Origin of the sequence: Paenibacillus hebaui (assembly GCF_051934385.1) — a bacterium.
Taxonomy (GTDB): Bacteria; Bacillota; Bacilli; order Paenibacillales; family Paenibacillaceae; genus Paenibacillus.
Window position 1 is genome coordinate 5,401,246 of the sequence record NZ_CP196836.1, and the last position, 13,502, is coordinate 5,414,747.

Here is a 13,502-nt window from a genome sequence, read left to right on the forward strand (position 1 = left end):
TACAATTCAATTCCTTTATCGAATCTGATTGGCAAGCGCTTGGGTCTTGTTTAGCTTTTGAATTGACTTAGTGTTCGATAGGTCGTGAGGGTCGATTATTTTTTCTGATTGGGCATGCTTCAAGCCTAATACGTCTAGCATTACCGGATCGGAACCTTCCTTTGAATTTAAGTATACTACTGTGATTTTTTCCTCTTGACCTTCCCTATTTAAACGACCAACGATTTGTTCATGTACCTTAGGCGACCAATCCAACTCTCCGAACAATATAGTCGAGCAGCGATACTGCAAACCGTCCAACCCTGCACCGCTACGCAACGATAATATGAATACATTTGTCTCCCCTTGAACAAACCGCCTAACGGATTCGATCTTCTGAATATCTGACTCACTGCCCGTATACATAGCTGGGCGATAATCTGCCAATTCCTTAAGCCATATCTCATAAACATCGCGATGCCATCCAACAAGAAGCAGGGGGTGCCTGCTTCCAACAACTGTTTCGCATACTGCGCAACACCTGCAGCCTTAGCCACACCCGTTGCCTGTCTCATCAAAAGGTCCAGCTCACGAGCTGCTGGACCACGTTCCAGGTATGTCCCTTGGGAAGCTTTTAAGGCAAGTTGTTTTGCTTGTGCTTTCACCGATTTTAACTTTGATAAATCGGGCTCGACCACCTCGACGATCTGGTTGACGGGGGGGCAACTGTTGGCTAACTTCTCTTTTCGTCCGCCGGAGCATGACATTATGCTCCCGAAGGAAGCTACCTAGTACAACCGGGTCATGAACTTTCCGATCATTCTTGCACCATTCCCGAATAAACTCTGAATAGGTTCCCAATAGGTCGGGGTCGAGGAATTGTAAGACATTCCAAATCTCAGTACCGTAGTTGTAAATCGGTGTTGCCGAAAGACCCAACCGGAATTCTGCTGCATCGGATAAAATTTTCGCGGCCTCTCCTTTATTACTTGTAAGACCGGTTCGAAGTTCTTGGATTTCGTCATAAATGACACATTGGAAGTGCCCGTCTGCAAAGAAGTTCTTCCAACCGGCAAGCTGGCTATACTTGAACAAATAAACATCTGCAACGGGAAGCGAATATGGTCGTGTTCTTTCAATTTTATGAACAATAAGCTCCGTAAAGGATTCAATCTTCTCTTTCCATTGGTCTTGGAGATGAGCCTGAACGACAACGGCAGCGGGATGTGTATCCGGTTCTAGCAACATGCCAGCCGCTGTGTACGTCTTTCCGAGGCCAAGATCATCACCGAGGAGCAGAGAACGGCGTTCCAAGCACAGATCGATAGCCTGTAATTGATAGTGGCGAATCTTTTGTCCAGGTTTGAGGCCTGGGCGTAAGATGGGGTCATAATCAGGAGTGAGTATCTGTTCCATGTACGCTTTCTTCTCAAAGAACTTATCGTGGCCACGCAATAACTTAGCCCTGTCTTCAGAAGTTATCTCCATCGGAAAACGCTGAGTAAACCAGACAAGATCCGCACATATATTCGATCTGTTCGAAAACAAAAATGTGTCCGCTTGTTTCATTGCAACGCGTGGAAACAGCTGCTTCAAGCGAATTACAACATGCGGGTGAACTTCGCTTAACTTCCACTTTCCGTTCACTAGCTCTAGTTTTCCATACATCGTTCAATCAACCCCACCTTCCAATGAATCATTTTATACTGGCACTGCGTTCGTCGATCTCGATCTATCCCTTAATACGTCGGATTCCTTGCACGATCTGTTCTCTCTCAATTTCCCTCAACGAATAAAGTACAGGTGCTGTAGGAATCTCAAATTTCAGATGGGAATGAGGTATTTCCGTCAATAAAGTTCCAATAGGTTGTTGGCTTTTTTTACTACGTACAACATTCCAAAATAACCTGGACCTATTTTCCTCTGTTCCCCACTTTTCTAGCGAATTTCGAAATAGTAAACATTTTCCGATAACGAAATCATGATCATCGAGTGATTCCATTGCTTCAAAGCCCGCGTCCTCAAGGCCATCAAAAAAAAGAGGCATCAGCTTGTCTAAATACAGCCCATAGACAGCATCCTCGATCTCATGAAAAGCGACCATTAGTTGATCGTGCATAGAGTCATACAAGGGCTTCCATGCCGATTCAATGTACCGATTGCCTACCTGGCTAATCTCCTCGATTGTCATCTCGTAATGGAATACTGGATTAAAGGTCATTTTTATTCCTCCTTGATTTGTATTGCCTTCATCATACAACATGTAAGCCAATTGGAAGGTTTTTTAGGAAAGTTCAAATAAAATCAACATAAGGGTAGAGTTAACGTTACAATAGTTTCAATGTTCTTTTTATTAGAAAGGCGGGATAACATGGGAATGCGACCCAAAAAACTGGCGAATAAATTTATGATAAGCGCTAGCACGTTGCGAAACTACGAAGCGAAGGGGTTAATTCCTCCTGCTGAGCGTTCTGCCAATGGTTATCGCATGTATACGGGAAGGCATGAAGCCTATCTGGCATGTATTCAAGCCATGGCCCCTGCATTCGGGATGGACGTGACGACTGAGGTGCTACATGGTCTCCAAAGAAATGAGTTGGATGACGCATTGTGGGTCATTAGGGAAAGGGAGGTCAAACTGCATCAGGAAAAAGCAAGTTTGGAACAACTGGTAGAGGAGTTGAATTCGTATGCCGACGAAGGTCAAGTTTTCGACTTGAACCAGCGCTTCCGCATCCACGAGGTCTCTAGACGGACGGGGGTCCCTAAATCAGCGATTCGATACTGGGAGAAAAGTGGCCTGTTCACTACTGAACGTAACTCTGATAACGAATACCGTCTATATAATGAAGCACACTTGCTTAAAATTAAGATGATCCAGATATTGCAAAGTTCTGTTTATTCCGAGGAGACTGTACACTTAAAGCAATCAATTGCACTGTTAGAATTCCAAAACATTGAGCAGGTGATCAAGCTTGCAGAACAAATCCGAACTTACCTGAACAAAACGATTAATCTTCAGGTAAGAGGTCTCTACTTCCTACATCGATTGATACGATCACTAGACTTTTAAGATATAACCGAAGCTCATGGTTGTTTGGCCATTCTCTCCGCGGAAATGCCTCCGGAACGCTGACCAATCAACCATCGAATGCAGACGAATCGATCCAGGTGGACGAGGACTAATACCCAATCGATTAATCAAATTTTTTTTCGCTATTTTGGCTGGTGTACTCAATCGATGCCTGATTTTCATTCTCAATGTTTGATCTATAAGAGCGGGTTTAGATCGTCATAAAATCGACAATCGGTAGCCTGTTCCGTATTTATAATAGCGAGTTACGAACTTCACCTCCGGAAAGCGGCTATCCGGTCCTTTCATTAAGATTCCGCCTTGATTTTTCAGATACATATCGAAAAAATCCAGCATATATGCATTAATAGCGAAGTTCGCTCTTTCGGGCGCAATCTTCCCTGTAATGCCCAGCATGTTGAAAATCGGAGAAATGAACTGTACGTCGGCAAAATTCAAATGCTCTGTATTTTCGATATAGAGGACTTGTCCCCCTTCGTCGAACGTTTCGCGTATCCGTTCAAGCTCCAACTTTTTATCTTCCGTTACTTGATCCTCCCACTCTCATGTTGAGCCCATACGGTTAAGCTCTGCATCTGTGTAGAATCTGCCCGGATTGGATGAGCTCGAATTGGTCAAGCGCAAACGTTACATCGTCGGTTAAAACTTCTCCCAACTTGTCGCGAATTCTTCTACCCGTCCGGTAATCCTGGTCGTGCGAAAATAAGTCGTTGGTTGTGCTGTTTGTGATTCGACCGTCCGGAAACTCGGTTGCAAATGTATTGTAGGTGTGGTCGATTACTGCCACGAAGGTAGATTCTTGGAGGGAAAGCATGACGGAATGGATCACGCAATTTATACTCTTTTTTAAAGATTTATCGTACGCAGGTCTGGTCATTGCCTTGTCGTTTGAATTTGTACCCGCTGAACTTGTGCTGCCCATGGCGGGATACTGGGTGTATCTTGGGGATATGAAGCTTTGGCTGGCAATTCTGGCTGGTACCGTAGGCGGAACGTTTGGACCTCTGACGTTATATGCCCTGGAACGATACGGCGGCAGACCAATGGTCGAAAAATACGGCAAGTATTTCTTGATTCGCCCCCACCATCTGGATGCTTCCGATAAGTTCTTCGAGAAATATGGCAGCGGGGTAGCTTTCTATGGACGTTTTGTACCGGCATTCGGACCGTGATCTCCATCCCTTGTGGAATGGCGAAGATGAATGTGTTTAAATTCAGTATCTTTACATTCTTGGCCATGCTTCCGATCACATCATTGTACATCTACTTAGGCTTCAAATTGGGATCTCAATGGGAGCATGTGGACGAGATTGTTAAGCCTTATATTATTCCAGCAGCGGCGATCTTCTTAGGCGCTTTTGGATTGTATGTGCTTCTGAAACGTTGGAAAAGAAGAACGGCTCAAAGCGAGTCATAGGTTTGTTTAAGTAAGGAAATGAGATGCGCAGTTTGATGTTGATTTTTTGAAATCGTATGATAAAACTCATCTAATTTATATGTAAAGCCCCGCCGATTTTGAAAATCGGCGGGGCTTAATCGTTTCAAATGATTTCTAAATCAGTTCCTGTCGTCTTTTCAAATACACATACAACACTACTCCCGATGCCGCACAGATCACCGCACATAAACCGATGAATCCATATCCCGCCTGAAGCCCGCGCAACAGCCCCAACTGAGTCGTTGAACCGTACAGATTCTTCACACCTTCAATCACCCAGCCAATCACATAGTTACCGATGACACTACCAACCCCCATCAGGGTAACTGTGAACGTAATCGCGGTGTCACTGCCGTTCGGATATCTGCGTGCGATAAACGCCATAACTGTTGGATAGATCATCGCTATTCCCGCGCCAGATATCGCAAAGAAAATCGCAAGACGCTCTCCCCCTGCAAGCGCCACGAACGTACACACTCCCGAGAAGGCCGAGAACAGAATCAGCGACAATACAAATCCGATCCGGTCCGTCAGCGGACCAAGCAGCAAGCGCCCCAGCGAGAACGTGAGGAAGAACGCAGACAGCAGCCCGGATGCTTTGACCGTGTCCCACGTATAGGCTTTCTCCAGAAAGTTAACGAGCCAACCTCCAACCGCAAGTTCCGATACCACGCCAAAAGAAAGAATGAGCACCATCAGCCAGATGGCTGGATCACGTGTTAACGTCTTGAGTGAGGTCCGATCTTCATGAGCAAGATCATCCCCCGGAAACTTGCTGCGCAACGCCGCAATGATCGGCAGCAGACAGAGTGACAACATTACGACATACATGCCGCGCCAGTCCAGCTCGTGTCCAAATACCGTCAAGGACATCACACCCGTCGCCAGCAAAGGCGCCACCGTTGAACTCAGCCCATAGAAGAAATGGGACAGGTTCATCATCGTACCAGTGTTTTTCACAAAGATCCGCGCACCCAGAATCGCCAAGGCAATCTCCAGCATGCCGTTCCCGATGTACATGATAAAGTACGATGAAGCAAAGAGCGGATAGGTATGAGACACATAAATAAGTACACCCGACAGGATCATGGATGCAAATGAGATAATGCTAACCGCCTTGATCCCCCATAGGCGAACCAGGACAGCCGTAAACGAGCAGGCGATTAGGTATCCCAGTGCGTTCAGGGACAATAACGTCCCGAGCTGTTTCTCATCCAGGTTGAAGTCGAATTGAATACGCGGAATGGCTGGCCCCTTAATATTCTCCGATATGCCAAATACGATAAATCCCAGAAAAATCGTTGCCAGCTGCATGGCGTACAGCTTGTTGAACTTTTTCTTATTCCCTTGCGTACCTGCTTGTTGATTCAAAATAAGTTCCTCCATTGTGTTCAGAAAGGATTGTTACACTCTATAACTACTACGATTGCAGTACCATCTTCCGCCCGCTGTTATCCCCGTATTTTTCTGATTCCCTTCCTGAAGGGGAAAATAAAGTGATAAAGGCGTTCTTCAAATTGGTTCCGCACTCTCCGTTATCGCGTAAAATATTTTGCTTAACTTTATAAAAGTAGTTGTCTACCATTGCTTCTCAATTACCTGAATGCGGTAGGTCAGGCTCTCCAGCGTCACCGCGACCAGCCCAGTCACATATTCGCGCCGAGTATCTCTTTGAATGATCAACTCCGGCATATGCTCCAGTGGAATCATTCGATTCAGACAACCTTGCGTCAGGCCATCTCGCATGGCCGGGTCCATCGTATCGCCTGTAACCACAATCGTAGCCGGATTGATGATCGCGATGATGGATACCAGCGTCTGTACGACCAGTTCCTGCAACCCTTCCGGCGTTTTTAACATTCGCAGCTGCTCTTCCCGTGACACGCCAAAAGGTAAAAAGGAGACCTCGCCCCCAAATTGCGTATTCCCGGTCAGCGGACGACCATCAATGATAAAGCCTGCACCCGGAAAATGGTTCTCCGGAAAAGTCACCACCGCAAAGTTCTTCTCTTCCTCAAATTGCTGCTGGTTGTACAGTCCGTAGACGGTCAGGTTCATGTCGTTGCCAATGACCACTTCCACGTCATCATATTTCTCCTTGAGCTTTTTCCCGAGTGGTTGACCCGCCAGCTCCGGTACGTCGCAAATCCCGATAACGCCGTTGTGTGCCACCCCAGGTATGCCGATACCAATCGCCTGCACATTGTGATGTCGTTCGATCAGTTCCGCAATTAACTCCTCCACCACCGTAACATTAATCTCATCCAAAAAGAGTGTCTGTTCGTCTGCCACCTCTCCGTTCAGATTGGCATATGTATGTGTGATCGAGTGAATGCCTCCTTCCGTTCTTATAATCAGGCATAGTACGCTTGCGTAGTCCGCATTAAACTGATACCGACTCGCCGGTCTTCCCCCGCTCGATTCGTCTGGACCCAGATCGATAATCTCGCCTGTCTGAAGCAACTCGTTCAAGATTGTGCCGCATGTGGCTACGCTTAGTTTGGTCAGGTTCGCTATGGAAGCCTTCGTGCCTACGCCCATGGATCTGAGTGTGTTCTTCACAAGTTCAACGTTGATACGCTTCACCTGTTGGGTGTTGTGTGATGTAGGTAACATGGTTAGTTGTATGCCTCCTTTCGTTCGTTTCGAACCATTCAATGAATGTTTTTAAAAGTATTTTAATAATTGAAGTGTAGGGGGATTTGGAAGGAAAGTCAATGCTTAATTGGAAGCGAAAAACGTATGGATGGAAAGGCAAAAGGACAGTTCAAGATCATCTAATATGATCCTGCGCTGTCCTTTTGTTAAGGTGACTTTATGTAGACTGCCTCATTTGATTTGCCAAAATGCTCTTCTCCAGTCGGACTTCAAATAACTTTCGGTTTAGATCCTGTTCCATGGCGTGCAGATGGTACGCAGCCTGTTTCACCGTGTCCATGTGTAGCACTCCTGCTCGCTTTGCAATGATGTCCATGGCGTCCAGAATGAGTTTGTTGCATGTGACCAGTTGGTTAACGTAATCGTCTTCCTGTTGGACTAGTTGTGCGTACTGCGAAGAGAGTTCTTCGCTGTTGGTACTTGTCATGTCACCACTCCTTTGTTAAGGAGAGGATAACATAAAAATGAACTTGAATCGGTACGCTAAGACGTACCATTCACAAATCAAGTTAAGAGCAGCTTTAGAGAGTCGTAATCGAAGAGTTAAACAGTACTAACGCAATTGTGTATTGCAGTATCTGAACTTTAATCCTTGCATCTTCTAGTTCCTTTACTGCTATCTCATTTTGAAAATTCGCTCCATGTGCGATAGAATGTCGTTTTCTTAATAACTCATCTATAAATACTACCCACAATGAATCATCTCTTAAAAGTTGTCCATTTTTAATCAAGATTTGATAATCCAATAAATTAATTTTATATGGATAGCTTACAACTGCTTGCTTTGTATAATCTTTTAAATCTGTTAAAAGCTCTTTCGTTTCAGAAATATTGTTTTCAAACACAACATCTAATTTTGAATTATGCAGTAACTTAAAAAAATCCTTGATACCAAAATTATTAAGAATAAGTTCAATTACACTCGGTGATGGATTTTTATTTCTGTCAAATAGAAAAGGTTCGACAGTAAGACGAGCATTTAATTTGGAAAACTCCTCAAGTAACCTACCCTGAATCCTATTATCGATGCCTCCACTATCATTTATAGTTGACAAGAACAAACTGCAGTAGGTTTTTTGAATTCGTTTTGGAAAGTCCAAGAAAGTACAATACTGGTTTAAGTCTCTTATTAATGTTGATGCCGCTTCTTTCATAAAACCTTCAATATGAGCAACTAACAGAGCTACCGCCGATCTACAAAGAACATTCTTTTACATCATCATTACTTTGTAATTTAATTTGTTCTATTAATATATCTATTTCAGACCATCGTTCCTCTAATTCTTCAATAAAAAGGGAAGCGAAAGTACTAACCTCCGCTCCATCATTAATTGTGGTATGTTCCGCGGAAGTCATTTTAGTAACTCCTTAACTGCATCTATTCGTGTAGAGACCTTTTCTTTGTCATTAACACTTCCTGAAACTGCTTCAAAATAATCCTTATCATTGAACAAATTTCGGAAAGTTTCCCTGTTCAACAATGAAAAGTTAGGAGAATTAAGATCAATAATGTCTGCTACTGCTATAGCTAATGAGTCATATACAGCTGCATTAAACTTAGACATTTGAATAAAATTACCATCTTCATACCTATACTTTGCAAACGCCTGATCTCCAAATCGATCTCTTATTAATTTCATTGTACTCAAAAATTTATCTTTAAATCCAGTTAGTTGATCCTCAGATAGTTTATTAAACTCACTCATTGACTCTGAAAGAAATGATTTGAATCCTCCTCTTAAATTTTTATAATTATTATTCTGTAAAGCAAAAAAGCGAAGAACCAGTTCAACATCCTCCATTTTTTGAACCTTTTTACTTAATTCAGGTCTTTCCAGATCAACTTGGTTTAGCATTCTAAAATCTTCATTTTCCGCTAACTCCTTGATCATTTTATTAAAAGGACCTCTATAAATTGCATTTCGCAACTCTTGCGCTTCCAATTTAACAGATCCGGAATTTAACCTCTCAAATATGTCATATTTAACTTGTGGATCAAGTGTTGAATCAATTCTTAGACATTTGATTGTCCGTTCTTCCAGCCTTCTTATTAAAAAGGGTGGTAAGTCTCTGTACAAAGATCCGTTTAATGGCTTTAACACTTCCATTCCTTCTAATACTAAAACGTTTGTCATAAATTTATTAATTGCAGTTAACCTTTGTTGTCCATCTATTACAGAGTATCTTGCCAAATCATCTGCTTCATCATCAACATCAATGTCTTGAGAGAGGTAAACTAAAGGAACCGGTATATTTAAAATTAGACTTTCAATTAACTTAGAAGATGTTTCTTCGCTCCATCTATGATTTCTTTGATATTCAGGATCGAGTTTAATTGTTTTTCTTTCTATTTTCTTGACTAATGTTTCTAAATCATACTCTATACTTTGGGTTTTGACAGTCCTCTCTTTAGCAAGTTGTTGCAATTCAACAAGCTTTGTCTTGAGTGTATCCATAAATAAAATTCCTCCTATATTTATTTTCTATTAATAATAAATAATTATAACACTGGACTCAGCGATTTAATCCATTAAATAGCATGTATCTTAATATAAATAAGATCTCCTTTTGTATAATATCAAAAAACGACAAAATAATACATTTTTTAGACTTTTTGACCTATTTAAGTTTTTACGTATCAGGGTTAAGATTAACAACGGCAAATGCGCATTTGCAATTATTGCAAATATAGGAGGAAATATATTGAAGAAAATAATATCTATACTTTTAGGATGTTCTTTACTTATGTCAGTAGCTCCTGTTACTAACGCTACAGAATTAAATTCCCCCAGTACAAAGCTCGATGAATTAATTACCGAGGGTTTAACTGAGTCTGAGGCCTCTAAAGTATTACAATATGAAAAAATTAAAAGTCAACTTGCTGAAACTGGACAAGTCCTGGATCTGAATGGAAATGATCAAATTATTGTTACAACAGATCCTAGTATCAGAAGCCTGACTTCAACTAAAGCAGTTGGACTTCCAGAAGAAGATATTTCTTTCTTACAAGAAGATTACGAAGAAAAGAAAGAATTAAACGTTCTGACTCATGAAGAACGTATGAAAGAGTTTGAAGAGTATAGAGAAAAGAATCCAACAGTTACCAATGATAAGCTGGAATTTGAAGATGGCTCTTGGATTGAATTCACAGTAACTCAAGAGAGAATTGACGAGATTACTGAGGATAATGTAAACGTATACGCTTTGCCTAACCAAAAAGAGATGACAAGTAAAAACTGGCCTTCAGATGGTAATTTCAGTGCCACAGCTGAATTGAAGCAATTTGATGGTACAACTTATTCAAAGATCTATGTTACTCAGATCACTAAAGTCAGTAACGGACAAAAACACGTTGAATTCACTGGAGAAGCATGCGGAAGAGCAGCAGTTGGTATTTCTGAAGTAGGTGATTGCACTTTACAGGGACAAATTACTGAAACCGATTACTATAAAAAACCAGAGATTTGGACCCAAAACGAGGCTAAAGCTTCCTTTAAGCTGTCGGCTTCGCATAGTGTATCTTTGGCTGGAGTATACTCCTTCACAGTCAATCAGAACAGTACTTGGGAACAATATGTAAGCATTCGTTGTTCTTTGATTGGTTCGCACTATTATGCTGGTATTTATGGAGTAGGTATTTAAATAATCAATAATAAGTTATACGACAACGAATATTGTCGTATAACTTATTACTTTGTAAGTGGGGTTACTTATGATCAAATCTAAACATATTTTTTACAGTTGTATTATCATATCTATTATTATATGTTTTGCTATTCTAATTTTGAAACCTCATAATAAAATAGAGGTAATTTTAGCGACAGATAGTATTAAAGAGTGGCCATACAGTAATCTAAATTATTATCCAGTAAAAGATGAAATTGCAATGAAACCTTTATCCATTGCAATTATTGACACTGGCACTGATAAAACGAGTTCTTGCTTGAAAAATATGGATATGGAAGAAATTAAAATAACTGGATCAGAAGATAATGATAGTAAACATGGTACGTTGATTACCTCGGCATTTTGCACAAGTAAATTTTTAGACACCCCATCATTAGATGGAAAATTGCTAAGAAACCATTTGAAAATATATTCAATTGATGTTGGAACAGACCAAAAAATAGAAATTGAATCTTTAAATAAGGGAATATCCGCTGCACTAGAAAACAACGTTGATATTATTAATCTGAGTATAGGTACCTATAAGAACAATGCAAAACTAAAGGATTTAATTAATGAAGCACTTAATAGGGGCATATTGGTTATCACATCCGCAGGTAACGATATGACACGTCAAAAATTATATCCATCTGCATATGAAGGAGTTATCACAGTTGCGGCGATTGACCAAAAAAATAACTATGTGCAAACAAATAATTTTAATATTGACATAACTTTGAGTGCCCCAGGGATTGATATTCCCACATCTTTAATGGACGAACAGGGTAAAAATCAGATTATATCTGGTACATCTGCCTCAAGTATTTTAGTATCAAGCTTGGCAGTACTCTTGAAAACAATTGATCCTGAAATGGATGGAAAAAAGCTTGTCGAAACTTTTAAAGAAACCTCGCTCGATTTAGGCAAAAAAGGAAGAGATGATCACTATGGATTTGGACTTATCGATTTTAAAAGTATAATTAAATATGTGAATCAAGCCAAATAACTGTTATATTTTTTAAAATAATAAATAAAATTAAAATGCTTCTTAACATTAAAGTCTCGGGAGGATAAATAATGGCCAAGTTACGTTTTACTATAATAATAAGCCTAATTGCCCTTATCTCTGTATTGCTTATTTCGTGTAATGAGAAAAAAGAAGCATCTCTCGATGACTTAATTAAGACTATGAAAGAATCAAGTCTAAACATTGAAACAGATGAAGCTGAAGTCGCCTCAACCCACTATGCATATAATCCAGAAAAACAGATGTTTTATTTAGGTCTACAATTTAACAATGACGAAGTCCCTTCTAATGAACAACAAAAGGCTATTTATGAAAAATTTCTTTCTAAAGCTTCTGAGGTTACAAATACAGGCGATTGGAAAAAAGCTTTGGAACTATATAACGTAACATTCGAGCAACTATTACCGAACAATGAAAAAAAAACACTCGCCATAAAGAAAGAAAATTCTGACATAATTGAACTTTTAAATTCGAAATAAGACTATCTAATATTAAAACAAGGAGCACATGTTTAAGTGCTCCTTGTTCATTACCTCTATATCTTCCCATATACAACATAATTCATCACGCCGCTCTCGCATAAAGCTTCAAATTCCTCCACTAATTATTGATTAAATCTATTAGTGTCACTTTTCCCCAAATGAATAATATGTATTTCAATGTCTTCATCCATACTGTTCCTGTCCTAGTGGCTTATTTTAAATAAACATACGAATAAGCACTAGATCTTCTATATGCCAAGATTTAGTTCAGCCTCCCCCTATTTGACACCCCCCTCAAAAAGGTCTATCCTAATAACGAATCATTCATTCATTATTAAGGAGTCGTTCCCGATGGTGCAAGCCAAGAAAGACGAAGTCAGGAAAGAGATTGAATATGCGGCGCTCAAGGTCTTTTTTGAAAAAGGCTATGTGGATGCCAAGATGAGCGATATCGCGGATGAGATCAATATTTCCGTGGGCAACATCTATACTTATTTTAAGAACAAGAAAGAACTATTCTACGCCGTCGTGCCATCGGATCTGGTAGATTATTTGAAAAATGTGTTGGTGGAGACGATTCACTTTGATAACCAGACTCTGTTCGAGGAAACGAATACCGAGCGAAAGTCCGCACTGTTGCAGGAACAGGTAGATGTATTACGGAAGTACCGTAATCAGATCGTCATCATCTTCGAAAAGAATAAAGGTACGATCTACACCAACGCCAAGAACGAGCTTGTTGAGCTGATGATCGAAACCAAGAAGGCCTATCTGAAGAATCAATATAAACGGTATGAGATTGGCACCGAGGAGAACTTGATCTTACTGAACATCCTCGCGCACAACGTGATCGACATGAACCTGGATCTATTGAAGAGGGATATGAGTGAGGACAGCCGGAAGCAAATTTTCGAAGCGTTGTATGTATACAGACTGTACGGTATGAAGAGTCTCAACGAGTAATGCTCCGTCTCAACACTTATGCCGGTTAGACAAAGCGTGCAGATCATACCAACTTCACTTGGTTTGCACGCAAAAAACTTCATCATAGATCAACCTATTTTTTTGATCTAAAAATGAATTAATTATTCATTATTTAACCAGGTATCTTCATTACCCTAACTACTCGCTTCACCCATATCCAAAGGAGGAACACAA

14 protein-coding genes and 2 pseudogenes are annotated in these 13,502 nt (G+C 40.7%); 6 read left to right on the forward strand and 10 right to left on the reverse strand.

Going from position 1 to position 13,502, the window contains the following annotated elements; translation table 11 throughout:
* Positions 1-209 precede the first annotated feature (209 nt).
* From ACR32F_RS24450 to ACR32F_RS24460, 3 genes are all read right to left on the reverse strand, one after another.
* Positions 210-554, reverse strand: coding sequence for a hypothetical protein (locus tag ACR32F_RS24450; RefSeq protein WP_440111629.1), 345 nt, complete (start codon positions 552-554; stop codon positions 210-212).
* Positions 555-567: 13 nt separating this feature from the next.
* A complete protein-coding gene (locus tag ACR32F_RS24455; protein WP_440111631.1) occupies positions 568-1,647 on the reverse strand; it encodes an SNF2-related protein in 1,080 nt (359 codons plus the stop codon).
* 64 nt (positions 1,648-1,711) lie between these two features.
* On the reverse strand, positions 1,712-2,200 hold the full coding sequence (locus tag ACR32F_RS24460; protein ID WP_440111633.1) for a DUF6022 family protein: 489 nt from the start codon (positions 2,198-2,200) through the stop codon (positions 1,712-1,714).
* 150 nt (positions 2,201-2,350) lie between these two features.
* On the opposite strand from ACR32F_RS24460, the gene ACR32F_RS24465 reads away from it, so the two are divergent.
* The gene (locus tag ACR32F_RS24465; protein WP_440111635.1) at positions 2,351-3,052 is read left to right on the forward strand and encodes a MerR family transcriptional regulator; all 702 of its coding nucleotides are present in this window, start codon (positions 2,351-2,353) and stop codon (positions 3,050-3,052) included.
* Between the two features lie 219 nt (positions 3,053-3,271).
* Here the strand turns inward: ACR32F_RS24465 and ACR32F_RS24470 are convergent.
* Positions 3,272-3,860 (reverse strand): annotated as a pseudogene (locus ACR32F_RS24470) (alpha/beta hydrolase family protein); the annotation flags it as partial.
* A 25-nt stretch (positions 3,861-3,885) separates the two neighbouring features.
* Between ACR32F_RS24470 and ACR32F_RS24475 the strand changes: the two are divergent.
* Positions 3,886-4,490 (forward strand): annotated as a pseudogene (locus ACR32F_RS24475) (DedA family protein).
* Between the two features lie 135 nt (positions 4,491-4,625).
* Here the strand turns inward: ACR32F_RS24475 and ACR32F_RS24480 are convergent.
* The 6 genes from ACR32F_RS24480 to ACR32F_RS24505 form a co-directional block, all read right to left on the reverse strand.
* The gene (locus ACR32F_RS24480) at positions 4,626-5,825 is read right to left on the reverse strand and encodes an MFS transporter (RefSeq protein ID WP_440120003.1); all 1,200 of its coding nucleotides are present in this window, start codon (positions 5,823-5,825) and stop codon (positions 4,626-4,628) included.
* Between the two features lie 264 nt (positions 5,826-6,089).
* Positions 6,090-7,127, reverse strand: coding sequence for an ROK family protein (locus ACR32F_RS24485; RefSeq protein ID WP_440111637.1), 1,038 nt, complete (start codon positions 7,125-7,127; stop codon positions 6,090-6,092).
* Between the two features lie 199 nt (positions 7,128-7,326).
* Positions 7,327-7,596 carry a hypothetical protein gene (locus tag ACR32F_RS24490; RefSeq protein ID WP_440111639.1) on the reverse strand — a complete coding sequence of 90 codons (270 nt, stop codon included), beginning with the start codon at positions 7,594-7,596 and terminating at the stop codon, positions 7,327-7,329.
* Positions 7,597-7,690: 94 nt separating this feature from the next.
* Entirely contained in the window at positions 7,691-8,323 is a 633-nt protein-coding gene (locus ACR32F_RS24495) for a hypothetical protein (protein ID WP_440111641.1), read from the reverse strand.
* Between the two features lie 40 nt (positions 8,324-8,363).
* Entirely contained in the window at positions 8,364-8,525 is a 162-nt protein-coding gene (locus tag ACR32F_RS24500) for a hypothetical protein (RefSeq protein WP_440111643.1), read from the reverse strand.
* A complete protein-coding gene (locus ACR32F_RS24505) occupies positions 8,522-9,625 on the reverse strand; it encodes a DUF262 domain-containing protein (RefSeq protein ID WP_440111645.1) in 1,104 nt (367 codons plus the stop codon). The genes ACR32F_RS24500 and ACR32F_RS24505 overlap by 4 nt, the downstream gene beginning before the upstream one ends.
* A gap of 247 nt (positions 9,626-9,872) precedes the next feature.
* Here ACR32F_RS24505 and ACR32F_RS24510 point away from each other — a divergent pair, with 247 nt between their 5' ends.
* The 4 genes from ACR32F_RS24510 (at position 9,873) to ACR32F_RS24525 (ending at position 13,307) form a co-directional block, all read left to right on the forward strand.
* Positions 9,873-10,811 (forward strand): hypothetical protein, encoded by a 939-nt coding sequence (locus ACR32F_RS24510; RefSeq protein WP_440111647.1) that lies wholly within the window; start codon positions 9,873-9,875, stop codon positions 10,809-10,811.
* Positions 10,812-10,881: 70 nt separating this feature from the next.
* The gene (locus ACR32F_RS24515; RefSeq protein WP_440111649.1) at positions 10,882-11,841 is read left to right on the forward strand and encodes a S8 family peptidase; all 960 of its coding nucleotides are present in this window, start codon (positions 10,882-10,884) and stop codon (positions 11,839-11,841) included.
* Positions 11,842-11,912: 71 nt separating this feature from the next.
* Positions 11,913-12,341 carry a hypothetical protein gene (locus tag ACR32F_RS24520; protein WP_440111651.1) on the forward strand — a complete coding sequence of 143 codons (429 nt, stop codon included), beginning with the start codon at positions 11,913-11,915 and terminating at the stop codon, positions 12,339-12,341.
* Positions 12,342-12,695: 354 nt separating this feature from the next.
* Positions 12,696-13,307 (forward strand): TetR/AcrR family transcriptional regulator, encoded by a 612-nt coding sequence (locus ACR32F_RS24525; protein ID WP_440111653.1) that lies wholly within the window; start codon positions 12,696-12,698, stop codon positions 13,305-13,307.
* The last annotated feature ends 195 nt before the right edge of the window (positions 13,308-13,502 follow it).

Coding starts and splice junctions, on each gene's coding strand:
- ACR32F_RS24450 (WP_440111629.1), bottom strand. CDS start 554: ATGAGACAGGCAACGGGTGTGGCTAAGGCTGCAGGTGTTGCGCAGTAT.
- ACR32F_RS24455 (WP_440111631.1), bottom strand. CDS start 1,647: ATGTATGGAAAACTAGAGCTAGTGAACGGAAAGTGGAAGTTAAGCGAA.
- ACR32F_RS24460 (WP_440111633.1), bottom strand. CDS start 2,200: ATGACCTTTAATCCAGTATTCCATTACGAGATGACAATCGAGGAGATT.
- ACR32F_RS24465 (WP_440111635.1), top strand. CDS start 2,351: ATGGGAATGCGACCCAAAAAACTGGCGAATAAATTTATGATAAGCGCT.
- ACR32F_RS24480 (WP_440120003.1), bottom strand. CDS start 5,825: ATGCAGCTGGCAACGATTTTTCTGGGATTTATCGTATTTGGCATATCG.
- ACR32F_RS24485 (WP_440111637.1), bottom strand. CDS start 7,127: ATGTTACCTACATCACACAACACCCAACAGGTGAAGCGTATCAACGTT.
- ACR32F_RS24490 (WP_440111639.1), bottom strand. CDS start 7,596: ATGACAAGTACCAACAGCGAAGAACTCTCTTCGCAGTACGCACAACTA.
- ACR32F_RS24495 (WP_440111641.1), bottom strand. CDS start 8,323: ATGAAAGAAGCGGCATCAACATTAATAAGAGACTTAAACCAGTATTGT.
- ACR32F_RS24500 (WP_440111643.1), bottom strand. CDS start 8,525: ATGACTTCCGCGGAACATACCACAATTAATGATGGAGCGGAGGTTAGT.
- ACR32F_RS24505 (WP_440111645.1), bottom strand. CDS start 9,625: ATGGATACACTCAAGACAAAGCTTGTTGAATTGCAACAACTTGCTAAA.
- ACR32F_RS24515 (WP_440111649.1), top strand. CDS start 10,882: ATGATCAAATCTAAACATATTTTTTACAGTTGTATTATCATATCTATT.
- ACR32F_RS24520 (WP_440111651.1), top strand. CDS start 11,913: ATGGCCAAGTTACGTTTTACTATAATAATAAGCCTAATTGCCCTTATC.
- ACR32F_RS24525 (WP_440111653.1), top strand. CDS start 12,696: ATGGTGCAAGCCAAGAAAGACGAAGTCAGGAAAGAGATTGAATATGCG.